This window comes from Streptomyces sp. NPDC107562, assembly GCF_055657325.1.
In genome coordinates this window covers 198,477-221,101 of sequence record NZ_JBVKBE010000012.1, presented here as the reverse complement: position 1 = coordinate 221,101, position 22,625 = coordinate 198,477, and the positions used below count along the sequence as shown (strand labels likewise).

30 protein-coding genes and 1 pseudogene are annotated in these 22,625 nt (G+C 68.8%); 16 read left to right on the top strand and 15 right to left on the bottom strand.

All coding sequences use genetic code 11. The features are described 5' to 3' along the window. The first annotated feature begins 69 nt into the window (after positions 1-69). The 3 genes from ACZ7LV_RS29050 to ACZ7LV_RS29040 all read left to right on the top strand — a co-directional run bounded on the left by ACZ7LV_RS29050 (position 70) and on the right by ACZ7LV_RS29040 (position 2,491). The gene (locus ACZ7LV_RS29050; protein WP_471943546.1) at positions 70-477 is read left to right on the top strand and encodes a VOC family protein; all 408 of its coding nucleotides are present in this window, start codon (positions 70-72) and stop codon (positions 475-477) included. Between the two features lie 26 nt (positions 478-503). Further along, positions 504-1,634: an LOG family protein gene (locus ACZ7LV_RS29045; RefSeq protein ID WP_471943544.1), complete on the top strand. Its 1,131-nt coding sequence runs from the start codon at positions 504-506 to the stop codon at positions 1,632-1,634. Between the two features lie 161 nt (positions 1,635-1,795). After that, on the top strand, positions 1,796-2,491 hold the full coding sequence (locus ACZ7LV_RS29040) for an LAETG motif-containing sortase-dependent surface protein (protein WP_471943542.1): 696 nt from the start codon (positions 1,796-1,798) through the stop codon (positions 2,489-2,491). A gap of 191 nt (positions 2,492-2,682) precedes the next feature. On the opposite strand, the gene ACZ7LV_RS29035 is transcribed toward ACZ7LV_RS29040, so the two are convergent. The 7 genes from ACZ7LV_RS29035 to ACZ7LV_RS29005 all read right to left on the bottom strand — a co-directional run bounded on the left by ACZ7LV_RS29035 (position 2,683) and on the right by ACZ7LV_RS29005 (position 9,633). Next, positions 2,683-3,714: an ABC transporter ATP-binding protein gene (locus tag ACZ7LV_RS29035; protein WP_471943540.1), complete on the bottom strand. Its 1,032-nt coding sequence runs from the start codon at positions 3,712-3,714 to the stop codon at positions 2,683-2,685. Beyond that, a complete protein-coding gene (locus tag ACZ7LV_RS29030) occupies positions 3,714-5,390 on the bottom strand; it encodes an ABC transporter permease (protein ID WP_471943538.1) in 1,677 nt (558 codons plus the stop codon). Before ACZ7LV_RS29030 ends, ACZ7LV_RS29035 begins: the two co-directional genes overlap by 1 nt. Further along, entirely contained in the window at positions 5,354-6,433 is a 1,080-nt protein-coding gene (locus ACZ7LV_RS29025) for a thiamine ABC transporter substrate-binding protein (protein WP_471943536.1), read from the bottom strand. The genes ACZ7LV_RS29030 and ACZ7LV_RS29025 overlap by 37 nt, the downstream gene beginning before the upstream one ends. A 207-nt stretch (positions 6,434-6,640) precedes the next feature. After that, positions 6,641-7,747 carry a dual-specificity RNA methyltransferase RlmN gene (gene rlmN / locus ACZ7LV_RS29020; RefSeq protein WP_471943534.1) on the bottom strand — a complete coding sequence of 369 codons (1,107 nt, stop codon included), beginning with the start codon at positions 7,745-7,747 and terminating at the stop codon, positions 6,641-6,643. 125 nt (positions 7,748-7,872) lie between these two features. Next, positions 7,873-8,157, bottom strand: a complete 285-nt coding sequence (locus ACZ7LV_RS29015) for a S1 domain-containing protein (protein ID WP_471943532.1) — start codon at positions 8,155-8,157, stop codon at positions 7,873-7,875. An 87-nt stretch (positions 8,158-8,244) separates the two neighbouring features. Further along, entirely contained in the window at positions 8,245-8,862 is a 618-nt protein-coding gene (locus ACZ7LV_RS29010) for a DUF6461 domain-containing protein (protein ID WP_471943530.1), read from the bottom strand. 477 nt (positions 8,863-9,339) lie between these two features. After that, a complete protein-coding gene (locus ACZ7LV_RS29005; RefSeq protein WP_471943528.1) occupies positions 9,340-9,633 on the bottom strand; it encodes a hypothetical protein in 294 nt (97 codons plus the stop codon). 255 nt (positions 9,634-9,888) lie between these two features. On the opposite strand from ACZ7LV_RS29005, the gene ACZ7LV_RS29000 reads away from it, so the two are divergent. The 3 genes from ACZ7LV_RS29000 to ACZ7LV_RS28990 all read left to right on the top strand — a co-directional run bounded on the left by ACZ7LV_RS29000 (position 9,889) and on the right by ACZ7LV_RS28990 (position 11,965). Further along, positions 9,889-10,422, top strand: a complete 534-nt coding sequence (locus tag ACZ7LV_RS29000; RefSeq protein ID WP_471943526.1) for a hypothetical protein — start codon at positions 9,889-9,891, stop codon at positions 10,420-10,422. Between the two features lie 72 nt (positions 10,423-10,494). Beyond that, positions 10,495-11,613 (top strand): IS630 family transposase, encoded by a 1,119-nt coding sequence (locus ACZ7LV_RS28995; protein ID WP_471943524.1) that lies wholly within the window; start codon positions 10,495-10,497, stop codon positions 11,611-11,613. Between the two features lie 43 nt (positions 11,614-11,656). Beyond that, positions 11,657-11,965 carry an immunity 53 family protein gene (locus ACZ7LV_RS28990; protein WP_471943522.1) on the top strand — a complete coding sequence of 103 codons (309 nt, stop codon included), beginning with the start codon at positions 11,657-11,659 and terminating at the stop codon, positions 11,963-11,965. A gap of 268 nt (positions 11,966-12,233) precedes the next feature. On the opposite strand, the gene ACZ7LV_RS28985 is transcribed toward ACZ7LV_RS28990, so the two are convergent. Further along, positions 12,234-12,950, bottom strand: a complete 717-nt coding sequence (locus ACZ7LV_RS28985; RefSeq protein WP_471943520.1) for a hypothetical protein — start codon at positions 12,948-12,950, stop codon at positions 12,234-12,236. A 161-nt stretch (positions 12,951-13,111) separates the two neighbouring features. On the opposite strand from ACZ7LV_RS28985, the pseudogene ACZ7LV_RS28980 reads away from it, so the two are divergent. The 4 genes and pseudogenes from ACZ7LV_RS28980 to ACZ7LV_RS28965 all read left to right on the top strand — a co-directional run. Further along, positions 13,112-13,258, top strand: a pseudogene (locus tag ACZ7LV_RS28980) (site-specific integrase); the annotation flags it as partial. 255 nt (positions 13,259-13,513) lie between these two features. Beyond that, a complete protein-coding gene (locus tag ACZ7LV_RS28975) occupies positions 13,514-13,885 on the top strand; it encodes an amphi-Trp domain-containing protein (RefSeq protein WP_471943518.1) in 372 nt (123 codons plus the stop codon). A 64-nt stretch (positions 13,886-13,949) separates the two neighbouring features. Then, positions 13,950-14,183: a hypothetical protein gene (locus tag ACZ7LV_RS28970; RefSeq protein WP_471943516.1), complete on the top strand. Its 234-nt coding sequence runs from the start codon at positions 13,950-13,952 to the stop codon at positions 14,181-14,183. A gap of 44 nt (positions 14,184-14,227) precedes the next feature. Then, positions 14,228-14,452, top strand: a complete 225-nt coding sequence (locus ACZ7LV_RS28965) for a hypothetical protein (protein WP_471943514.1) — start codon at positions 14,228-14,230, stop codon at positions 14,450-14,452. Positions 14,453-14,498: 46 nt separating this feature from the next. On the opposite strand, the gene ACZ7LV_RS28960 is transcribed toward ACZ7LV_RS28965, so the two are convergent. Next, positions 14,499-14,936 carry an ArsI/CadI family heavy metal resistance metalloenzyme gene (locus ACZ7LV_RS28960; RefSeq protein WP_471943512.1) on the bottom strand — a complete coding sequence of 146 codons (438 nt, stop codon included), beginning with the start codon at positions 14,934-14,936 and terminating at the stop codon, positions 14,499-14,501. An 80-nt stretch (positions 14,937-15,016) separates the two neighbouring features. On the opposite strand from ACZ7LV_RS28960, the gene ACZ7LV_RS28955 reads away from it, so the two are divergent. The 3 genes from ACZ7LV_RS28955 (at position 15,017) to ACZ7LV_RS28945 (ending at position 17,335) form a co-directional block, all read left to right on the top strand. Beyond that, positions 15,017-15,406 carry an ArsR/SmtB family transcription factor gene (locus ACZ7LV_RS28955; RefSeq protein WP_471943510.1) on the top strand — a complete coding sequence of 130 codons (390 nt, stop codon included), beginning with the start codon at positions 15,017-15,019 and terminating at the stop codon, positions 15,404-15,406. 485 nt (positions 15,407-15,891) lie between these two features. Then, the gene (locus tag ACZ7LV_RS28950) at positions 15,892-16,305 is read left to right on the top strand and encodes an arsenate reductase ArsC (RefSeq protein WP_471943508.1); all 414 of its coding nucleotides are present in this window, start codon (positions 15,892-15,894) and stop codon (positions 16,303-16,305) included. A 256-nt stretch (positions 16,306-16,561) separates the two neighbouring features. Beyond that, entirely contained in the window at positions 16,562-17,335 is a 774-nt protein-coding gene (locus ACZ7LV_RS28945) for a chaplin (RefSeq protein WP_471943506.1), read from the top strand. A gap of 341 nt (positions 17,336-17,676) precedes the next feature. Here ACZ7LV_RS28945 and ACZ7LV_RS28940 read toward each other — a convergent pair whose 3' ends face one another. Both ACZ7LV_RS28940 and ACZ7LV_RS28935 read right to left on the bottom strand, forming a co-directional pair. Next, positions 17,677-17,952 (bottom strand): hypothetical protein, encoded by a 276-nt coding sequence (locus ACZ7LV_RS28940; RefSeq protein ID WP_471943504.1) that lies wholly within the window; start codon positions 17,950-17,952, stop codon positions 17,677-17,679. A 75-nt stretch (positions 17,953-18,027) separates the two neighbouring features. After that, on the bottom strand, positions 18,028-18,801 hold the full coding sequence (locus tag ACZ7LV_RS28935; protein ID WP_471943502.1) for a hypothetical protein: 774 nt from the start codon (positions 18,799-18,801) through the stop codon (positions 18,028-18,030). Between the two features lie 467 nt (positions 18,802-19,268). Here ACZ7LV_RS28935 and ACZ7LV_RS28930 point away from each other — a divergent pair, with 467 nt between their 5' ends. From ACZ7LV_RS28930 to ACZ7LV_RS28920, 3 genes are all read left to right on the top strand, one after another. Continuing rightward, positions 19,269-19,757: a hypothetical protein gene (locus ACZ7LV_RS28930; protein ID WP_471943500.1), complete on the top strand. Its 489-nt coding sequence runs from the start codon at positions 19,269-19,271 to the stop codon at positions 19,755-19,757. A gap of 208 nt (positions 19,758-19,965) precedes the next feature. Then, positions 19,966-20,247 (top strand): hypothetical protein, encoded by a 282-nt coding sequence (locus tag ACZ7LV_RS28925; RefSeq protein ID WP_471943498.1) that lies wholly within the window; start codon positions 19,966-19,968, stop codon positions 20,245-20,247. Between the two features lie 118 nt (positions 20,248-20,365). After that, positions 20,366-20,650, top strand: coding sequence for a hypothetical protein (locus ACZ7LV_RS28920; RefSeq protein WP_471943496.1), 285 nt, complete (start codon positions 20,366-20,368; stop codon positions 20,648-20,650). Between the two features lie 132 nt (positions 20,651-20,782). On the opposite strand, the gene ACZ7LV_RS28915 is transcribed toward ACZ7LV_RS28920, so the two are convergent. From ACZ7LV_RS28915 to ACZ7LV_RS28900, 4 genes are all read right to left on the bottom strand, one after another. Continuing rightward, positions 20,783-21,130, bottom strand: a complete 348-nt coding sequence (locus tag ACZ7LV_RS28915) for a hypothetical protein (RefSeq protein WP_471943494.1) — start codon at positions 21,128-21,130, stop codon at positions 20,783-20,785. 321 nt (positions 21,131-21,451) lie between these two features. Next, positions 21,452-21,730: a hypothetical protein gene (locus ACZ7LV_RS28910; protein ID WP_471943492.1), complete on the bottom strand. Its 279-nt coding sequence runs from the start codon at positions 21,728-21,730 to the stop codon at positions 21,452-21,454. A gap of 172 nt (positions 21,731-21,902) precedes the next feature. Then, positions 21,903-22,244, bottom strand: a complete 342-nt coding sequence (locus ACZ7LV_RS28905; RefSeq protein ID WP_471943490.1) for a hypothetical protein — start codon at positions 22,242-22,244, stop codon at positions 21,903-21,905. 76 nt (positions 22,245-22,320) lie between these two features. Beyond that, positions 22,321-22,566 carry a hypothetical protein gene (locus tag ACZ7LV_RS28900; protein WP_471943488.1) on the bottom strand — a complete coding sequence of 82 codons (246 nt, stop codon included), beginning with the start codon at positions 22,564-22,566 and terminating at the stop codon, positions 22,321-22,323. Positions 22,567-22,625 lie beyond the last annotated feature (59 nt).

Here is a 22,625-nt window from a genome sequence, read left to right as displayed (position 1 = left end):
GCGATGAGTTCCGCACGGGTCCCAGGTCTATCCCACCGAACGGCACGACACCGATGGGAGAGGCCCCAGATGTACCAGCAGATGATCTTCGTGAACCTGCCCGTGAACGACCTCGACGCCTCGAAGAAGTTCTTCACGCAGCTCGGCTACACGATCAACGAGCAGTTCAGCGACGAGACCGCGGCCTCGGTCGTGATCAGCGAGACGATCGTGGCGATGCTGCTCACCAAGCCGAAGTACGCCGGGTTCACGAAGAAGGAGATCGTGGACGCGACGAAGTCCAGCGAGGTGCTGCTGTGCCTGAGCGCGGAGAGCCGCGAGAAGGTCGACGAGCTGGTGGACGACGCGATCGCGGCCGGTGGCTCCGCCTCCGGCGAGACCCAGGACCACGGCTTCATGTACGGCCGTGCCTTCGACGACCTCGACGGGCACACCTGGGAGGTCATGTGGATGGACCCGGCGGCCGTCGAGGGCTGAGCGACCCGCGCCCCTAGCATGGGCGGGTGCATCCGACGCCACCCGCCCACGCCACCCACACCGCCGCCCACGACCGCGAGATCGAGTCCCTCCCCGAGTTCGACGAGGTCCTCTCCGCGCACGGCACGCTGGCCCGATTCCGTGTCCAGGCCGTCGATCTGACGGACCGTACACAGGAGCTGCTGTCCGTCGACGTCACCGGCGCCGTCTTCCTCGGCTGCCCCATGGCCGACGCCGCGGCCACCCGCGTCGCCGCCGCCGGCGCCCTGGTCTTCCCGCCCATACCCGACCTGCCCTTCGACCCGTACCGCGGCTTCGTCTACACGCCCGGCGAACTGTTCGAGGGTCTGGCGCAGGGGTACGAGGGCACCCCGGACGCGCTGTCCTACGCCTGGTTCCAGCGGACCAAGGCGGACGGCGACGTCTTCGCGTCGATGCTCCGCGCGGTGCACGACGACGCCGTCTCCGACGCGCTGGACGAACTCCTCGCAGGCCACCGCGTGGTGGGCGTGATGGGAGGGCACGCGATGGCGCGCGGCTCGGAGGCGTACGCCGGAGCCGCGCGCCTGGGCCGGGTACTCGCGCGCGCCGGGTTCACCGTCGCGACCGGCGGCGGCCCCGGCGCGATGGAGGCGGCGAACCTGGGCGCCTACGCCGCCCCGCACCCCGACGGGATGCTGGACCAGGCACTGCGGCTCCTGGCGAAGACACCGAAGTTCGTCCCGTCGATCACGGACTGGGCCCGCGCCGCCTTCGAGGTGCGCGAGCGCTGGCCGGACGGCGGGCCGTCGGTCGGCGTCCCCACCTGGTTCTACGGCCACGAGCCGCCCAACGCCTTCGCCGCGCACATCGCCAAGTACTTCGCCAACGCCACCCGCGAGGACGGCCTGCTGGCCCGCTGCACCGCGGGCGTGGTCTTCCTGCCGGGCGCCGCCGGAACCGTTCAGGAGATATTCGACAACGCGACGCCGAACTACTACGAATCCCGTGGCGAACCCACCCCTATGGTGCTGGTCGACCGTGAGCACTGGACGGAGCGGTTGCCCACCTGGCCGCTGTTGCGGTCGCTGGCCCGGGAGCGGGCGATGGAGGCACGCATCGCCCTGGTCGACCGGATCGAAGAGGCTCCGGACGCCTTGAAACGTCTGGGCGGTTAATAAGAGGGCAAAGCCAACGGCCGGGACCGGCTTACGGATTGACACTGCTTATGGCGCGCTTATAAACCTGTGAGCCTCGTGGGGGTTATGGGACCGGCCGGTGCCGGCGCCTCATCTCCCCCTCAGCCCCCCGCAATTTGCGCATCCCATGAAGGACAAACGTGTCCATACATCACCGTAACGCACGCCGTTCCGTGCGCATCCTCGGTGTCACCGCCGCCTCCGCCGCGCTCGCGCTCGGCGTCGCGGGCAACGCGCTCGCCTGCAACATCAGCGAGTTCTCCGCCGCGGCCGCGTGCGAAGGCACCAAGGGCGTCATCACGGTCACCGACAAGGACCCGTCCGGTGTCCTGGCGACCGTGTCGGTCTACCTGGAGAACAAGGGAGCCGACGAGCGGCTCGTCGGCTCCCAGGAGGTCAAGGGCTCGCGCGAGGGCGTCACGATCACCTTCGCCGAGGACTGGAAGCCGAACGCGACGTACCGCGTCCACGTCAAGGCCGGCAACCAGGTCGACGAGGACATCAAGCCCAACCTGACCACCCCGGCCACGGCCTGCACCACCGAGGACACCCCGAAGCCGACCCCGTCGGAGACGGCTCCGGAGCCCTCGGACACCCCCTCGACCCCGGCCGAGTCCGACAGCCCGGCCCCGACGCCCTCCGAGGACGGCAGCACCCCGCCCGCGGACGCCCCGAGCAACGCTCCGTCCCCCGCGGTCGGTGACTCCAACCTCGCCGAGACCGGTGCCAACTCCAGCACCGGCATGATCGCCGGCATCGCGGCGGCCCTGGTCGTCGTCGGTGGCGGCGCGGTCTTCCTCGGCATGCGCCGCCGTGGGGCGAACAGCAACCGCTGATCCCTCGCGCACGGTGTGCACCACGATGGCCCGTCCCCTTCTCGGGGGCGGGCCATCCGCCGTGTCAGTACCGACCGCTCCTTGTGCCGTACCGGCCCGCGTCGTGCGGCATCGTCCGCTGCACGAACCGCACGACCTCCACCCACTCGTCGATCGCGTCCGCCGCCACCTCGGGCGCCCGCACCCTCCGGTCAGCCGGAGCGGCCGAGCACCACGATGTCCGCCGCGTCGAACTCGACGCCCACGCTCCCGCCCACCTCGGGCGCGTCCCGCAGCGCGCACGCCGCCTCCAACCGCGGCGCACCGTCCACCGGTTGCAGATGTACGGCGACATGCGTGCCCTTGAACGTCCGCGCCGCCACCGTGCACCGCAGCCCGGCGTCGGGGGCGACGAGGCGCACTCCGGCGGGCCGTACGAGCACGGTCCGCGCCCCCTGCTCGGCGCCCTCCGGCACCGGCAGCTTCCCCCACACCGTGTCGGCCGCCTGCGCGCTCACCGTCGCCGCGGTGACGTTCTCGAAGCCCAGGAAGCGCGCCACGAACTCGTCCGCGGGCCGTTGCCAGACCTCGAGCGGCGTACCGGACTGGGCGATGCGCCCGTCCCGCATGACCACCACCCGGTCGGCCAGCGCGAAGGCCTCCCCCTGGTCGTGGGTCACCGCGAGCACGGTCGTCCCCAACCGGCCGAACAGCTCCCGCAGTTCCACCACGAGGCGTTCCCGCAGCGACCGGTCCAGCTGGCCGAGCGGCTCGTCCAGCATCAGCAGCCGGGGCCGGGGCGCCAGCGCGCGGGCCAGCGCCACCCGCTGCTGCTCACCACCGGACAGCGCGGCGACCGCCCGGCGTTCGGCGCCCGGCAGCCCCACCAGGTCCAGCAACTCCGCCACCCGCACCTGCTGCTGGGCCCTGGGCGTCCCGCGCATGCGCAGCCCGAAGGCCACGTTGCCGCCCACGTCCCGCTGCGGGAAGAGCTGATGGTCCTGGAACATCAGCCCGACGCCCCGCTGATGCGCGGGCACCCGGGACTGGTCGCGGCCGTCGAGCACCACCCGCCCGGCGTCCAGCGGTTGCAGCCCCGCGACGGCCCGCAGCAGCGTCGACTTTCCGCTGCCGCTCGGCCCGAGCACGCACACCACCTCGTGCTCGGCCACCTCCAGTGCGACGCCGTCCAGCACGGGCCGGCCGCCGAACCGCACGGTCGCGTTCTCCAGGCCGAGCAGCATCAGAACTCCCCCGTCCGGTCGGTCCGCAGCCGCTCCAGCACCAGCAGGGCCACCGCGCACACCACCATCAGAATCGTCGAAAGGGCCATCGCCTGGCCGTAGTTGAGATCGCCGGGGCGCCCCAGCAGGCGCGCCACGGCGACCGGCAGCGTCGGGTTGTCCGGCCGCGCGATGAAGACCGTCGCCCCGAACTCCCCTAGCGAGACGGCGAAGGCGAACCCGGCCGCCACCAGCAGCGCCCGCCGCACCATCGGCAGGTCCACCGCACGCCAGGCCCGCCACGGCGACGCCCCGAGCACCGCCGCCGCCTCCCGCAACCGCACGTCCACCGCCCGTAGCACCGGCAGCATGGTCCGCACGACGAACGGCACCCCGACCAGCGCCTGCGCCAGCGGCACAAGGATCCACGAGGCACGCAGGTTCAGCGGCGGCTCGTCGAGCGCGATCAGGAAGCCGAACCCGACCGTCACCGCGGACACGCCCAGCGGCAGCATCAGCAGCGCGTCGAAGCCGCGCACGAACCGCCCCGCGTCGCGCCGGGTCAGCGCCACCGCGGCAAGCCCTCCGACCAGTACGGCGATCGCGGTGGCGACGACCGCGTACGACAGCGAGTTGCCGATCGCGTCGATCGGCGGGACGAGGAAGGTACCGCCGTCCTCACTGGTCAGCGCCCGGTAGTAGCCGAATCCCGGCGCGTCCAGCGAACGCTGCACGAGCACGGCGAGCGGTAGCAGGATCAGCAGGGCGACGACGGTGAGGACACCGCCCGCCAGTGCCCACTGCCCGGCCCCGCGCGGCCGGCGCGCGGTCACGGACGCGTCCACCAGCCGCAGGGTGCTCTCCCGCCGCCGTACGGTCCAGGCGTGCACGGCGAGCACCGCGCCCACCGCCGCGAACTGGACCATCGTCAGCACGGCGGCGGTGGCGAGGTCGAAGACCTCGGTGGTCTGCCGGTAGATCTCCACTTCGAGGGTGGAGAAGGTGGGGCCCCCGAGGATCTGCACCACGCCGAAGGAGGTGAAGGTGAACAGGAAGACCATCAGCGCGGCGGCGGCCACGGCGGGTCCGAGCGCCGGCAGGGTCACCCTCCGCCAGGCGCCGAGGCGTGAGGCGCCGAGCACGCGCGCGGCCTCCTCCTGGCGCGGGTCCAGCTGCGCCCAGAGCCCGCCGACCGTCCGTACGACGACCGCGTAGTTGAAGAAGACGTGCGCGAGCAGGATCGCCCACACGGTGGAGTCCAGCCGGACGCCCCACAGGTCGTCCAGCAGCCCGCCGCGCCCCACCAGCGCCAGGAACGCCGTGCCGACGACGACCGTCGGCAGCACGAACGGCACGGTCACGACCGCCCGCAGCACCTGCTTGCCGGGGAAGTCGAGCCGGGCGAACACATAGGCGCCCGGCAGCGCGATCAGCAGCGTCAGCGCGGTCGAGACGAGCGCCTGCCAGGTGGTGAACCACAGGACGTGCCGGATGTCGGACTGGGCGAGCACATCGGCGAGCCGTCCGAACTGCCACGTCCCGTCGGTCTTCAGCCCGCGGCCGACGATCGCGGCGACGGGATAGGCGAAGAAGACCGCGAAGAACGCGACCGGCAGGGCGAGGAGCCCGAGCCGCGCCGCGTTCCCGCGCGTCCTGGCGGCTACTTGAGTACGAGCGACGTCCACGCCTTGACCCATTCGTCACGGTTTTCGGCGATCTTCGCCGGGTCCATGGTCTGGGGATCCTCGGCCTGCGGGCCGAACTTCACGAACTCCTGCGGCACCTGGGCGGCCTCCCGCACCGGGTAGACGAACATGTTCAGCGGCATGTCGTCCTGAAACTCCTTGGTGAGCAGGAAGTCCAGGAGCGCCTTGCCGCCCTCGGGGTTCTTCGCGTTGCTCAGCAGCCCCGCGTACTCGACCTGCCGGAAGCAGGTGCCCATGGCCACGCCGGTCGGGGCGGTCTTCGGCTTCGGGTCGGCGAACAGGACCTCGGCGGGCGGGGAGGAGGCGTAGGACACGACCAGCGGCCTGTCGCCGCCCGCCTTCCTGCCGCCCGCGGAGCCCGAGAACTCCTCGTTGTAGGCCTGCTCCCAGCCGTCGACGACCTTCACGCCGTTGGCCTTGAGCTTCTTCCAGTAGTCCACCCAGCCGTCGTCGCCGTACTCCGCGGCGGTGCCGAGCAGGAAGCCGAGCCCGGGCGAGGAGGTGGACGCGTTCTCGGTGACGAGGAGGTTCTTGTACGCCGGGTCGGCCAGGTCGTCGAGGGTCTTCGGCGGGTCCAGCTTGCGCTCGTTGAACCAAGCCTTGTCGTAGTTGACGCAGATGTCGCCGGTGTCGACGGGCGTGACCCGGTGCTTGTCCTTGTCCGCCCAGTACTCGGGCAGGACCAGGTCGGCGCCCTTCGCCCGGTACGGCTGGAAGAGCCCGTTGTCGAGCGCGCGCGACAGCAGGGTGTTGTCGACACCGAAGAAGACGTCACCCTGCGGGTTGTCCTTGGTCAGGACGGCCTTGTTGACGGCCTGACCGGCGTCGCCGTCCTTGAGGACCTTGACCTCGTAGCCGGACTGCTTCTCGAACGAGGCGATCACGCTCTTCGACACGACCCACGAGTCGTGGCTGACGAGGGTGACCGACTTGGAATCGGCGCCCTCGCCGCCGGACTCCGAGGACCCGCACGCGGACAGCGTGACCAGGCCCAGCCCGATGACGGCGGCGGTGAACTTCGTGGTGTGGCTCACTGATTTTCCTCCTGGCTGACCAGGAAGAGACGCGGCCCTGCCCGGGGACCTGGAACGGGTTCCCGGGCAGGGCGCAACAGCTTGAGTGACGACCGATCTCCCTACCCAGAATGACCTGGGCGAGGTTCAGAGGGTCTGCGGACTGTCCCGCACTCTCAGCGCTGTGGCGCTCCCCTGCCGGAATATGAAGATGTGTACGGCGTCAGACTACCGCTCGGTGGCGGCGAGCTGACCACACGCCCCGTCGATCTCCTGGCCACGGGTGTCCCGGATCGTCACCGGCACCCCATGAGCGGCGATGGCCTCGACGAACGCCTTCTCGTCCTCGGGCCGGGACGCGGTCCACTTGGAGCCCGGAGTCGGGTTCAGCGGGATGAGGTTGACGTGGACGGGCTTGCCCTTGAGCAGCCGGCCGAGCCGGTCACCGCGCCAGGCCTGGTCGTTGATGTCCCGGATCAGCGCGTACTCGATGGACAGCCGCCGTCCGGATTTCTGCACGTAGTCGAACCCGGCGTCCAGCACCTCGCGCACCTTCCAGCGCGTGTTCACCGGCACGAGCGTGTCACGCAGCTCGTCGTCGGGGGCGTGCAGCGAGATGGCGAGCCGGCACTTGAAGCCCTCGTCGGCGAAGCGGTGGATCGCCGGCACCAGTCCGACCGTCGAGACGGTGATCCCCCGCTGAGACAGACCCAGCCCGTCCGGCTCGGGGTCGGTCAGCGCCCGGATGGCTCCGACGACCCGCTTGTAGTTGGCCAGGGGCTCGCCCATGCCCATGAAGACGATGTTCGACAGCCGCGAGGGCCCACCGGGCACCTCACCGTCGCGCAGCGCCCGCATGCCGTCCACGATCTGGTGAACGATCTCCGCGGTGGACAGATTGCGGTCCAGTCCCGCCTGCCCGGTGGCGCAGAACGGACAGTTCATCCCGCAGCCGGCCTGTGAGCTGATGCACATGGTCACCCGGTCCGGGTACCGCATCAGCACGGACTCCACGAGCGTCCCGTCGAACAGCCGCCACAGCGTCTTACGGGTGGTGCCCTCGTCGGTCGACAGATGCCGCACGACGGTCATCAGCTCCGGCAGCAACGCCTCGCGCAGCTTGCCGCGCGACCCGGCGGGGATGTCGGTCCACTGCTCGGGCTCGTGCGCGTACCGCGCGAAGTAGTGCTGCGAGAGCTGCTTGGCACGAAACGGCTTCTCACCGATCTCGGCAACGGCTTCCTTGCGCTCGGCAGGCGTGAGATCGGCAAGATGCCGCGGCGGCTTCTTGGCTCCGCGCGGGGCGACGAATGTAAGTTCTCCGGGCTTAGGCATGGCTCCACCAGTGTCGCAGATCCACTTGGGTGACCTGCGGCTGCCGCTGACTACGACTGTCGGTAGTGGTCGTCACCGGTCGCCACTGAGCGAGGTCGGACGGCCCAGGGACGGCCCAGGATCGATCACGCGTCGCCCGACTGCCACTCGTCGAGCCGGACCCCGACCTGGTGGTTGCGGTCGTTGTGCCAGTAGACCTCACCACTGACGAAGGCCCCGAGGGCCGGGAGCTCCCTCCCCAGCGGCATGCGCGTGATCTCCGCCAGCGCCATGGCGTCCGGCACACCATCTATACGTACGAAGGCCCCGAAGGGCTGGCGCCCGGTGACCGCTCCGGTGATCCGGCTCCCTACAGGCAGGGCCGCGACGGTCGCCACCCAGCTCGTCCGCACCGCCTCGGCGGCCGGCATTTCAGGGCTCGCGGCTTCGACGCAGCGACCCGCCCGCCGACTCCGTAGAAGACGAGGTAAGCCACCGCTTGGGTCAGCGAGAGCCGGTCAGCCGCTGGGTATCGGCGCCAGTCCCTCGATGAACTGACTCTTCTCCAGGAATTCTGGCGTCAGCCGGATTCCGGTGACGCGCTCGGCGAGAGCGAAGGTGGCAGCGGTGACCACGTCTAGATCATCTGCCCTCTCTTCCTCGACAGCGAAGCCAACCTCACGCATGGGTGTCACCAGGCTGTCGGGGTCGCTGCCGTCCCGGTAGTAAGCGAACAACGGCTCGAAGTGGAGCCGCAGCTCCGCGTTCTCGAACCAGTTGAAATGATCGACCGCGTTGATGTTCCGGAAGTGCGACACGGCCGTCCGCCCTGCCGACAGACGCGACAAAGCTCCGTCGAGCGTCCCGATGTAGCCGTTGGGCTCCACCAATACTGACCAGTCCTCGAGCAGTGCCACTCCGAGGTACCCGTGACTGCCCTCGTGTACCTGGGCCGTCTTGTAGGCGTGCTCATCCAGTGTCCGCACCCCAATGCCGTGCCCCCGCACCTCAGCCTGGAGCAGCCCGAGTACCTCTACCGGCGTGATCCCGCGCACCATTGTGATGCAGTACGCCTCGGCAAGCTGGGCGAAGTCCGCTTCGAACCAGCGGTAATCGTCGGCGGTGGCATTCGTCATGGCGGAAGTGTCCCACCCTTCGATCCGCCGGCATGCGCCTCCTGGCCGTCGTGTGTGGCCGATGGACTGCCGCTGCTGACCCGGCTGCTCTTACCACGTCCCGGCCCCCGGTTCCCCAAGCACTCTGAGAAGCACACCAAGTGCACCTTCTCCAGCGATGACCGCCGCTTTACAAGTTCGATCTGCCCTCCGTTTGGACGGGGCCCGCCTCGTGTGCTGGTACCGCACGTGGCTGCTGTTTGTCGCCGCCGTCCGGTGCCGTTGATGTCAGGGGTGGATGTCAGCGGAACAGCTCCGGCACCGGACAGGCTTCGAAGCCCTCGTCTGACCCGTCGGCCCACTTCCACCAGACGTGCCCACTAGTGCACCTCCACAGCGACCGGCACGCCCGTTGGCCGTCGTCCTCCCGCCGTGAGAGCACAAGGCCACCAGACTTCATGGGCTGGCTGCACTCGGGACAGGCCGCGGCACGGCTGGTCATGCGGGACCCATGACACCCATCGCGCCGAGCACGAGACACACCGTGCCGAACAGAAAGAAGCAGCCCACCGCAATCATGACGGACCCGAGCCTGACGACGCCGGCACTCTTGTGCTCTTGCGCCATCAGTGAGCCTGAGATCTTTTGTCCGAGATCCAAAGGGCCTGGTAGCCGCCCGTTCCGTCGGAGCATCCGTCCGACGCTGACGAGCGCTACGCCAAAGATCAGGGTGAGCGCGCTCGTCTGGAGCTGGTAGACCGGGTCGTAGGCGTGCGAAACCGCGATGATCAATGAAACCCCCCAAGGCGCCGGGCAAAGTCACTGCCCGGCGGCAAGAAACACCCCATCTTGCCTGACCGCCACCCCTGGGAGGAAACCCGTATGGGCCCGGCCGCCTAACCTGGGGGTTCGCCGCTGAGGGCGGCGGCTCACCTGTCACTGTCGGTCGCCATCGGTCGACCTCGGGCACCCTCGTACGGCCCAGAGACGGCCCGAAGACGAACGACCGATCGTGCAGGAGCATGTCAGGACGGCACCATCACCGACATGGATGCTGGGTTGGCTGCCGTGCTGGGTGCAGCAGTAGGAACCGTCGGAACGATCGCAACAGGCTGGACCTCAAGGTCACTGACCAAAGTCCAAATGCGAGTTGAATCTCTACGCGCCCGGCGTGAACCACGAAGATCGTCCTATGAGGCATTCTCCTCGGCCGCCATCGCCCTGCACGATCACCTTGAACCGTGGATCACCTTTGGTCGACATCTTGAGCGACCGAAGCAATCTGGCGGTGGCACATGGGACGGCGTCGTCTATGTGAGCCGTGACAGCTTCAAAGACGGATACGTCCCTCGTGCGGTTGAGCTGGCGGACGAGGTTAGCCGCTACGGCCGTCATGTGATCTTGGATGGACCTGTCGAACTCCAACCCTTTGTGACCAAGGTCGTGGACCTGTCTGGCACTCTGGGCTCTCTCTTCAGGATCATGCAGAGCTTGAACCGCTTCACCGATGAAGAGGGCAGATCGACCATGGCCTATGACACGTCAGAGCTGCCCGACAAGCTCAAGCGGCTGGTGCTCTGACCGCATAGGTTCACCGGGGTGGTCGTGGCGGTTGGATGTGCGGTGACGTCCGAACCGACCGCTGGAGGCGCGGTGGCCGAGCCTGTCCGTGTGCGCAGACTGACCGACCAGGAGGGGCAGAAGCTGCAGCAGATCGTGCGCCGGGGCAGTACCAACTCGGTGCGCTACCGGCGGGCGATGATGCTGCTGGCCTCGGCCGGGAACCGGGTGCCGATGATCGCCCGACTGGTGCAGGCCGACGAGGACACCGTCCGCGATGTGATCCACCGGTTCAACGAGATCGGCCTGGCCTGCCTGGACCCTCAATGGGCGGGAGGCCGTCCCCGCCTGCTCAAGCCTGACGACGAGGACTTCGTCATCCAGACGGCCACCACCCGCCCCACCAAGCTCGGCCAGCCTTTCACCCGCTGGTCACTGCGCAAGCTCGTCGCCTACCTGCGGAAAGTCCACGGCCGGGCGATCCGCATCGGCCGCGAGGCGTTACGCAGCCTGCTCGCCCGCCGCGGTGTCACCTTCCAGCGCACCAAGACCTGGAAGGAATCCCCCGACCCGGACCGCGAGGCGAAGCTGGACCGGATCGAGGAGGTCTTGGACCGCTTCCCCGATCGGGTGTTCGCCTTCGATGAGTTCGGACCGCTCGGAATCCGGCCCACCGCGGGCTCGGGCTGGGCCGCACGCAAACGTCCCGACCGGGTGCCGGCCACCTACCACCGCACGCACGGGGTGCGCTACTTCCACGGCTGCTACTCGGTCGGCGACGACCGCCTGTGGGGCATCAACCGCCGCCGCAAAGGGGCCGCGCACACGCTGGCCGCGCTGAAGTCGATCCGCGCCGCCCGACCCGACGGCGCACCGATCTACGTGATCCTGGACAACCTGTCCGCCCACAAAGGCGCCGCCATCCGCCGCTGGGCGAGGAAGCAAAGGGTCGAGTTGTGCTTCACCCCGACCTACGCCTCGTGGGCGAACCCGATCGAGGCGCACTTCGGACCGCTGAGGCAGTTCACCATCGCCAACTCCAACTATCCCAACCACACCGTGCAGACCCGGGTCCTGCACGCCTACCTGCGCTGGCGAAACGCGAACGCCCGGCACCGTGACGTCCTGGCCGCCGAACGCAAGGAACGCGCCCGCATCCGCAGAGAGAAGGGCATCCGCTGGGGCGGACGACCCCTCGCTACTGCGGCCTGAACGACCCGGCGAACCCATGGTCAGAGCACTAGCATCCCCTGTCGTGAGCAATTCGGAGAACGTTCTTGACTGGCTGCAGAACTGGTACGCCACGCAGTGCAACGAGGACTGGGAGCACGAGTGGGGCGTGAAGATCGCCACGCTCGATAACCCCGGCTGGACCGTCACCATCGACCTGGAGGAGACGGACCTGGAGCAACATGAGTACCCCCGCCACGACGTCAACCGCAGCCCTCACGACTGGGTCTGGGCGTGGACTTCCGAGAAGACCTTTCACGCCAGATGCGGCCCCAGCAACCTCACCGAAGCTCTCGCCTTGTTCCGCTCCTGGGCGACCGGGAAAACTCCCTGAGCAATCACACAGCGGCGGGCCACAGAACCCGGTGAACCTATGCGGTCAGAGCACTAGCTGGCGGTGTAAGAAGATTTGAACCTGTGGCCTCATCCTTATCAGGTCGATCACCGGAGGTCGGCGACATCGGCCAACCGGTCTTGCTCCTCGGTAGATCGTCCATTCAGGTCCGGCGAAGACCGCCGCTGTTCGGGCTTGTTGGTGTCAGTCGCTGGTGTCAACCGTCGTGCGCGGTCTTGACAAGATGCGGCTCCGCCGATCACCGCTTTCAGAATGGCGGGTCGTCGGAGTAGCCGCCCGCCCACGGGCGATCCATCGAATCGGGACCTGAGATCCGCGGGTCGGGTAGGGGGCCGGGCTCTACACCCCAGGTCACGAGGCACCGCTCAGCAAGGTATCGGTAACCCCGGTAATCGCTGGTGCTCAGCGTGCTGCGTACCAGCGGCACGAGCTCCGGGATGTGCACTGCCAGCTCAGGCGCGGCGAGCGTCATCGCAGCTGCGTGCACCGCAGCTTCCCGGATCAGAAGGTTCGCATCGAGAAGGTACGGCCGCGCTGCGTCATAGATCAGCGGGAGGATGGCACGCACCGCGGCGACGTCGTCAGGTTCGCCAGGGCCGTCTTCGTCATAGGTCGCGTCGTCAGCAAGGTCACCTAGCCATTCCAGAAGTGCCGCGCGCATAGGCCGGCGACGCTCCTCATGGAAGTAGTCCCCCAAGGTCATCGTGCGGGGGTGGCCAAGGATGGCGATAACGAAACAAGCGGCTGGGGCGGTGGCGCCATAGATGCTGTTCTGGTGGGTCACGACCTGACCGAGGTCGTGTACGGCGGTTCGCTGAACATCCTCGTCGTCATCCAGTAGCCCTGCCAGAATCACGGGGGTCGCCGGGGCTGTGTTAGGGCAACAGTGGTCAACGCTGCTCCAGTCCGTCTCCAGGAGGAGTGCCCAAGGGTCGATTGCCCCGCTGCCATCGTTGATCGTCACGGCCCAAGTGTGGCCTGCGGGCCTCCGTCCTTCACCCACCACTCACCCCAGCTCCCATCCCGTCCGCCGTCGACCCACACACCGTGGAGCGGGCGTGGTCCATGGCGTCCAGGTGGAGCGCGCCACTGTACGAACGACCTGGACGCCATGGGCCACGCCCGGGCGAGAGCATCAAGGCCGTAAGTGAGTACCTCGGGCACTTCGACCCGGCGATGACGCTGCGGGTGTACGCGCACCTGATGCCCAGTAGCGGCGAGCGCGCTCGAAGGGCCCTGGACGGCGTCTTCAGCACGGCCCAGGAGCCCTGACGGCCCCAAGACGGCCCAGCGGGTACAACGCAGCCCCCTACTGGCGAGAACACCGCTGGTAGGGGGCTTCTTCGTGCCCCGAGCACATCAGTTCTCCTGGCTTAGGCATGGCTCCACCTGTGTCGCAGATCCACTGGAGTGACCCGTGGCTGCCGCCGGCCGCCCGGAGGGGCTCCCGGGCTCGGGTGGGCCCGCCCTGCACAGCAGGTCAGAATGGGACTTACGTGACTTATCGCTTCACATGGGAGGTCACCCATGAAGGATCTCAAGTTTGAGCAGAAGCGCTCACTGTCCCGCGAGGAGGCCGCCGACCAGCTCACGGCGCTCGCGGAGGCACTGCGGGAAGGCGGGGACGCCGAACTGGAACTCAGCCCCGGCACGCTGAGCCTGCGGATCCCCGACGACCTGCGCAGCGAGATCGAGGTGGAGATCGGCAGCGGGGAGATCGAGCTGGAGATCGAGTTCAAGTGGCCGGCCGCGACGACACGAGCAGCGCCCTCGCGTGCGGGATCAGACGCGGGGAAGGCGCCGAAACGGAAGGCCGCGCCCGCCGGCGGCGCGGCGCGGAGCAGCTCGGAGACCGGCAGGAGCAAGTCCGCGAGACAGCCCGCCACGAAGACACCCTGAGCGCCACCCGCCGGCACAGCCTCCTCGGTGGACTCAAAAATCGAACACATGCTTGAATTCGGTCATGCGAACGTTCCCCGCCGACCTCGCCCGGGCGCAGCAGGAATGGAGCGCCACATACCGGCAGCTCGCCGACCGGCCCGGCCGTACCGAACTGCGTCGGCGCCTGTACCGGCTGTCGACCCAGGTCTTCTTCCATCCCTACTGGGAGCAGCGCCGCCCGGACCCCGCGGCGTGGTGGGCCCTGCGGGACCTGGGACGGCCGGGCAGGGACCTCGGCGAGCGGCCGCGACGGTGACCCGCCGGCATGCGGGGCCGCACGGCCCGGATGATCCTGAAGGCATGTCCGGACCGCTTCGCGTGATCGTGCATCCCCCGTCACCCACGGGCGGTCGGCGCGTACGCGTGGACGGCGAGATCCTCGGACTGGCCCACAACCTGACCGACGTAGCGGAATTCCTCCGCCGCGCCGGGCTGGAGGTCGACCCGGCAGAACTCCCGGGAGCGCCGTGGATCGACTGGCGAGGCGTGGGGCCGGAGAGCTGGGGTCCGGAGCCGACGAGCTGAGCCGGCAAAGGCCCCCCGCCTCACGGCAACCGGCCTCCCGAGCGCCTCACCCGGCCTTCCGGCCGGCACAGCAGCCGTCGCCCACGCCGTCGGGCCGCTCCTCCTTGCCGAGGGAGTCGGCGTCCGCCTTCACCACGTACACCTCCCAGGGCTCGCCGCCGGGGCCGTGGACCCACACCTTGTCCTGGAGGGCGTAGCAGCAGGAGGTGTCGTTCTCCTCGAAGGTGGCCAGACCGGCGGCCGCGAGCCGGGCGGTGGCGGCGCCGACCTGTTCGGTGGACCCGACCTCGACGCCGAGGTGGTCCAAGCGCGTCTCCTCGCCCGCCTCGCCCTCCATCAGCACGAGCTTGAGCGGGGGCTCCGTGAGGGCGAAGTTGGCGTAGCCCTCGCGGCGCTTGGCCGGTTCGGCGCCGAAGAGCTTCGAGTAGAAGGCGATCGACGCTTCGAGGTCGCCGACGCGCAGAGCGAGCTGAGCACGAGACATGACGCTGCCCCCATCTCCTTGCATTGATGTCTGTCGATACAGACCTTGCTCCCTGGATAGATACTTGTCAACATAGAAGAATGTCGAAGCAAGAACTCACGGTGCTCGGGCAGGACGACGGGTCCACCGGCTGCTGCCCCTCGCTGCTGACCACGCCACTGGACGAGGACCGGGCGACCGATATGGCGAGGGTCTTCAAGGCGCTGGGCGACCCCGTCCGCCTGCGCCTGCTCTCGCTGATCGCCTCACGAGCCGGCGGCGAAGTCTGCGTGTGCGATCTGACTCCCGCCTTCGACCTCTCCCAGCCGACGATCTCGCACCACCTCAAGTTGCTGCGGCAGGCGGGGCTGATCGACTGCGAGCGCCGGGGCACGTGGGTCTACTACTGGGTGCTGCCGGACACCCTGGATCAGCTCTCGGCGTTCCTCGCCACCACGACCACCACCCACCGGTCCGCTGTGACCGCGTGAGCGCATCGCTCGGGCGCCGGACCTTCGCCGAGGCCGTCGGGGCGACGGTGTTCGGCCTGGGCGTACTCATCACGCTGCTCGGTCCGGTCTCCGGCGCGCACTTCAATCCCGTGGCCGCGTACGTCCCCGCGCAGGCGGTCGGGGCGATCGGCGGTGCCGTCCTGGCCGACGTCATGTTCGCCGAGCCGCTGATGGCCTGGTCCACCCATGGCCGCTCGCCCGGACCGGGCGGGCCCGTCACGCGCCGGTGGCCGTGGCGTCCTACATCGGAGCGGCGTACTGGTGCACGTCGTCCACGTCCTTCGCCAACCCGGCCGTCACCGTCGGCCGCGCCTTCACCGACACGTTCGCGGGCATCACCCCCGCCTCCGTCATGCCGTTCGTCGCGGCGCAATTCGTCGGCGCGGCATTCGGCCTGGCCCTGGCGTCCGCCGTATTCCCCCCAGTCCACCTCCCCGGCACCCACACCCACAAGGACACCCCCCATGCCCACCCCACCCCCGCCACTCTCCGTCCTCTTCGTCTGCGTCCACAACGCCGGGCGCTCGCAGATGGCCGCCGCCTTCCTGACTCACCTGGCCGGAGACCGCGTCCAGGTGCGCTCCGCCGGTTCCGCGCCCGCCGACTCCGTGAATCCCGCCGTCGTCGAAGCCCTGGCCGAGGTGGGCATCGACATCTCGGCCGAGGTCCCCAAGGTGCTGACCGTGGACGCGGTCCAGGCCTCCGACGTCGTCATCACGATGGGCTGCGGTGACACCTGCCCGTTCTTCCCGGGAAAGCGTTACCTCGACTGGGAGCTCCCGGACCCGGCCGGTCAGGGGGTGGACGCCGTTCGCCCGATCCGCGACGAGATAGAAAAGCGCGTCCGTGAGCTGATAGGCGAGATCACGGGCAAGTGAACCCATTTCGGTGCGGTGCGCTTATCGGATTTGAAGTCCCGACGGCCGTACTCCGCCCCTACCGATGTCAAAGCACCGCCAATACCCCTTCCGTGTAAGGCATCGCGAAGCCAGGCACTCTGTCGAACCATTCACGAAGTCCGAGGGCTAGTGCCCCCGGGTGGCCTAGGAGTCCGCACCCATAACTCTGATCGTGAACCGGCGTTTTATGAGTGCGGGTGAGTACCCGCGATGGTGTCAGGAAGGTAATTAACCTATGAAACGGGTTACCCGAAACAGTGTGTTCGCCGTCGCCGCGTCGGGCGCGATGGCCATGGCGCTCCCCATGTCCGCCGCCCTCGCGGCCGACGGAAGCAGCGCCGAGGGAGTGGCGGCCGGCTCCCCCGGGGTGGCCTCCGGCAACGCCATCCAGATCCCGGTGCATGTGCCGGTGAGCATCTGCGGCAACACGGTCAACGTCGTGGGTCTGCTCAACCCGGCCGCGGGTAACTCCTGCGCGAACAAGGGCGGCTCGAAGTCCGCCGGTTCGAAGGACAGCACCGCCACGGATGCCGGCAGCACCTCCGAGGACAGCACCACTTCGGAGGAGACCGCCGCGTCCGGGACGTCCGGCGGGGCGTCGGCTCAGGGCCTCGCCACGGATTCGCCCGGCCTGCTCTCGGGCAACGGCATCCAGCTCCCGATCGACCTGCCGGTGAACGTCTCCGGCAACAGTGTCAACGTGGTCGGCCTGGGCAACCCGGTCTTCGGCAACGAGTCGGTCAACGGCCCCGGCGAGCAGCCCACCCAGCCGCCGAAGACCTCGACCCCGAACATCCCGGCCCCGACGCCGGCGCCCAGCACCCCGGCGAAGCCCGTGACCCCGAAGTCCCCGGCTCTCGTGCCGGCCCAGCCGGGCCCGCACGTCGAGGTGCCCCAGCTGGCTCACACCGGTGCGGACCTGGCGGCCCCGGCCGCCGCCGGCACCGCCGCGCTGCTCATCACCGGCACGATCCTGTTCCGCCGTGCCCGTGCGGGTCAGTCCCGCTGACCTGAGCACCGTCGATCCCGGTCGCCGCAGCAGAACCGCAGCCTGAATCCTGATCCTTGATCAGGTCCTGCGGGTGAAGCCGCCGTCACTGTCGCCGTCTCGGGCGTCAGGACGGCGGCTTCCGCTGTGTGTCGGCATCAACCGCCACGGACCGGCACGCGTGACCCCGGGACCGCCTCCTCGTTAGAAGGATGCGTTCCTTGGAGAGACAGGGCCCCGGGAGAAGTCAGTCGTACGTTCTCCCGGGGCCCACTCGCGTTTCGCCACGCGGCGGACACACGCCAGCGGCCGCCTTTCGGCGGCCGCTGGCGTCGACTTGCTCTGTACGGATCGGTGACCGGTCAGAGGGCCTGGCTGTTGCAGCCCATGTCCGAACCGAGGTGGCTCTGCTGCGCCCCCGGGTTTCCTTCACCGTTGAGAATGTTGCCGGCCAGGCCGGTGAGGGCGCCGACGCTGCCGATCAGCTCGATGTTCATGTCGTGCGAGCGGCACTCGATGCCCTGCGTGACCTCGAGGTCGCTGCCCCAGTCGTCGGCGACAGCGGTGGTGGCGCCGCCGAGGGAACCGACGCTGCCGAGGAGGGCGCCGACGAGAACGGCCTTGTGGAACGTGCGCATTACTACTCCGTTGATCGAGCGGTTGGGGGGTGCAACAGAGGGATCTGGTATGGCGGGGTGGTGACGCGGCGACCCTCAGCCGAGTCGCGGGAGCCCCAGCTGCCCGACGGGCGGGGCCGCGATCTGGCCGAGGCCGACCGGCGACAACTCCGGCGCGGTCGGCGGCGCGACGAGCGGGTTGACGATCGGGTTCACCTGCGGGTTGATCTGCGGGTTCAGCTGCGGCGCGACCTGCATCGGAGGCTCCGGGGCGAAGGTCTGGGGCACGGCCACCTGCGGAGCGACCTGGGGCATGACCTGAGGTACGACCTGCGGCATGACCTGCGGCTGCTGCGGCGGCGGAGCGGCCTGGACCGGCTGCTGGGGGTACGGCGCCGGAGCGGCCTGCTGATACGGGGCGGGGGCGGCCTGCTGGTACGGGGCGGGGGCGGCCTGCTGCGGGTAGGGGGCCTGCTGCTGGTAGGGCGCCGGAGCGGCCTGCTGCGGATACGGGGCCGGAGCGGCCTGCTGGGGCTGCGGCGACGCGGCGGCCTGCGCCGTGCCCTGCGACGAGGCGGCGGAGTAGGCGTAACCGGTCTGCTGCGGCGCGGGCGGGGCGGCCTGGTACTGCTGCGGCGGCGCGGCCTGCTGCTGCGGGTAGGGCGACGCGGCGGCCTGTGCCGTTCCTTGCGAGGCGGCGGCAGCAGCAGGACCTGCCTGCTGCGGGGCGGCCGCTGGGTGATCGGGAGCCGCCATCGGAGCGCCGTTGCCGTATCCGGCGGGACTGTCGGCATGGCTGACGCCGGCGCCGATGCCGGTCAGACCGCCGGCCGCTGCTACCACGAGCGCGGCCTTGTGAAGCTTGCGCATTAAACCCTCGGCCCTTCGATACCTGTAACGGTAATCCATTGCTTTTCAGTGCGTGATCACGCGCGCGGAAGGCACGACACCGCACTGCTCTTCAGCAGCGGTCAATCTTGAGGAGCACGCGGACTTCGCATCTCAGCCAGCAGCGAATTCCCACACGCCTCTTCAGGTTCACGGTTGCTGCCCTCCCCCGTGGAACGAGGTCTTCTTCGCCACGGTCACGGCACATGGCGGCCCGTCACCCATTTGCCGCTACCGGGCAGGGAGTTGGGTGTGGGCGTCGGCACCCTTGCGTCAAATGGGTGACCACGATCCGGCGCCCGTATCTGCGTCCGCGCCAACTTCGTTCCCCACGAGGCGAGAACGACGGTCGTCGCAGCCGCAGAGGGCGGCAGAACTGCGGCAACCGCGCCGCCTCATCAGCATTTCACCAGGTTCCGTGCACAGGTCAATGAAGGGCCGAGGATTCCATGCGCAAGCTTCAGCACGTCGCGCTCATCGTCGCAGCAGCCGGCGGTCTGTCCGCCGTCGGCGCCGGCCCCAGCTCCGCCGCCACTCCCGCCAACTACGACGGATCCGCGCCGCCTCCCGTTTCGCAGCCGGACGCCCAGGCCGCCTCGGCCACTTCCGCGCAGGCGTCCGCGCAAACCTACGGCTCCCCGGCTCCGCAGCAGGCGGCTCCCCCGCGGGGCACCCAGGTCAACCCGCAGGTCAACCCGCAGCTGAACCCGCAGATCAGCCCCCAACTCTCGCCGCAGGCCCCGCAGGCCCGGCCGACCGGACAGGCCGCTCCGGTGAGCCAGGCCAATCTGTTCCGCCCGTCCCAGGAGTGCAGCCCGCAGAACCTGCTCTCCGCGAATGTCCCGGTCGCCCTGCTCGCCGCCTCCCAGACCCGCGGCGTCGACTGCACCCAGGCCAACAGCCAGGCGAACTCGTTCGCCAATGCGCGGGCGAACTAACGCAATTGAACGGCGCGGCGTCGCCGTCGGCACTGCGACATCGACGCCCGCACCCTTTCCCGCGCGATACGGCTTTCGGGTGCTATTACCGCAGGGTCACGAGATCGGCGCGTCGCCGCCCGGTTTTGACATATTTCGCATTAATCTCCCGTAACTGTAGAAAGTCGATCTTCCACAGATCGCACCCACTCACTTCACCGGAGATGACATGCGCAAGCTTCGCAACGTTGCCGTCCTGGTCGCTGCACTCGGCAGCATCGGGCTCGTGGGCGGCACGGCCCACGCCGACCAGGGCAAGGGCCACGACGGCGACAAGTTCAACATCACGCAGAGCTCGCAGTGCAAGTCGCACGACCTGAACCTTGACGTCCTCGGCCAGGTCGGCCTGCTCAACGGCCTGCTGGGCAACGGCCTCAACGGCGAGGGCAACCCGGGCGCCCAGTCCACCCACATCGGTTCCACGATGGGCTGCAACAACAGCGCCTTCTGAGGTCGCGGCCGACGCCACGTCGTCAGTCAGTTGATGGTCCCGGCACCCGGCCACAGGGCAGGGCGCCGGGACCTCTTGCGTGCACCGATCGTTCACTCTCACACTCCTTGGAGATGCCATGCACAAGCTCCGCACCGCCGCCCTCCTCGTCGCCGCGCTCGGCAGCGCGGGACTCCTGGCCGCCGGGACCGCCCACGCCGACCAGGGCGGCCACGGCAAGGGCAGCTACGAGATCGTTCAGAACACCAGCTGCGGGTCCCACGACTCCAACGTCGACATCCTCGGTCAGGTCGGCGTCGGCAACGGCCTGGGCGGCAACCTCCTCAACGGCGAGGGCAACCCGGGTGGGCAACAGACTTCCCTGGGCTCGACGATGGGCTGCAACAACGAGATCGGGCAGTAGGGCGCGATCCAAAGCCCGTTGCCCCGGCCCTCGGCCGGGGCAACGGGCTTTTCCGTGTGCACCGCCGGGCCGGCGGACAAAAAACAATGCCGGGCCGGGACGAATCCCAGTCCGGCATCGGCCGAAAATCCCTCAGAAGTCGAAACGCGGCCTTGCGCCTTCCGGGATCTTCGCCGTGTTGGAGCAGTCCACCACCGCGCCGGTTCCTGCCGTCTCCGGCTTGTCACCGAGCAGTTGGTACTCCCGGAATACCACGTTCGGCCGGTCGGCGGTCGTGCACTGCTGATCCTGCTTGATGATGTGCTCGCCGTCCTTCTCGACGTGCGTCTCGGTCTTGCGGATGCAGACGGACTCACCCTTGGTGGTGCTGTGGCAGTCGCCTGCGTGTCCGTCTGCGTGTGCGTGTCCGGCGCCGACGGAGATCGCGGCGAGACTTCCGACGATCGCCGAGAGGGTGGCGAACTTCCGCGGAGTGAACATGTGCTGCATTCCTTTACGACGCAGGCCCGGGCGCATGGACCGGATGACCGGTTGCGCCCGGGCCGAGAAGGGAAATGATCATTCTGCGTCTGGCCGCGCTGTCAGATGTACCAGACGGCGGAATTGCCGCAGCCCGGACGCACACCGTGTGGAACAGCCGTGCGTCCGGGCTGCCTTCGCCACTGCAGTCACTCGGCACAAGGTGGAGCGTGCCGAGTCGTCACCGGGCGAGGTCGTTGCGATGGTGCGATGTGCATCGGCCTCCACGAGAGGTCGACGCGTGAGGGGCAGTACAGAGAAGGGTGAGCCCCGGTACTCCTCTTACTCGCCTTCGTGCTGGCCCTCGCCGTGCTGGCCGTAGTCCTGCTCGGGCGCGGCCTGGTGCTCCTCCGGCCCGGTCTTCTGCTCCGGCTGCGCCTGCGGCTGCTGCTGCGGCTGCGCGTAGTAACCGCCCCCGACAGCCAGCGCGGTGGCCGACGAGTTGGCAACGGCGGAGACGGGGACCGGGGGGTTCTCGCCCGCAAAGCTGACCCCGGCACCGAAGGCGGACAGGCCCGCGACCGCCACGGCTACGACAGCGGCACGCTGAAACTTACGCATGGTATGACCCTTTCTTGTCCAGGCACGACGCCTGGCTTGACTACTCAGTGTGAGGATATACACACGTTTCGTCACATCTCAGGATCTACACCTCTGGTGTCGTGTCGGCCGTTTCACCGCGTCGCGCGGGAAGGCGGCGCAAACCGGGGGGAAGGGCCGGGGTCGTTCGGACTCAACGCGGCATACCGAAGGTCCCGAGCACACCGTCGGCCTCGTCGGCCGCTCCCGTCGTCGCGGGATTGCAGGTCACCTTCGGCCCGAGCTGCGTCGTCCCGTTGCCCATGGCCGCGGGCAACGTCAAGGGCTGCACCGGGGTACAGGTCTCGTAGTGCGGGATGACCCCGTCCTCGGGGACCTCGCCCACGATGTGCTGACTGCAGCTGATGTTGCCCAGGAGGTCACGGTTGCAGGAACCCGGACCCCTGACCTCGGACGCGTGGGTGACACCGGTGGTGGTCACCATGAGGCCGCCGGCGAGCACCAGGACAGCGGCGATCTTCTTGCTGCTGGACATGTGATGCGCTTTCCTTCGTTCGGATGCCCGGTCCGCTCGGACGACGGGCGCGCCGGGCACGATGACGCCGCGAATGTCAGCTGGTGAAGTCGTTGTTGAACTGGCCGCAGGTCGTGTCCATGGTCCCGGCGATACCGAGCACGCCGATCGGGACGTCGTTCTCGGCCACCGTCTGCGGGCTGCACTCCTGGTAGGGACGGTAGAGGTCGTACACCTTCTGCCCGTTGTCGGCGGTGTCGGCGACAGCGGTGCCGGCGCCGACGGCGGACAGGCCACCCGCCGCCGCCACTGCTGCGATCACGACCTGCTGAAGCTTGCGCATGGAACCCTCGGCTTTTCGCTCGTACATCGAGGCTGATTGCCTAACGTGACGGAACAGAC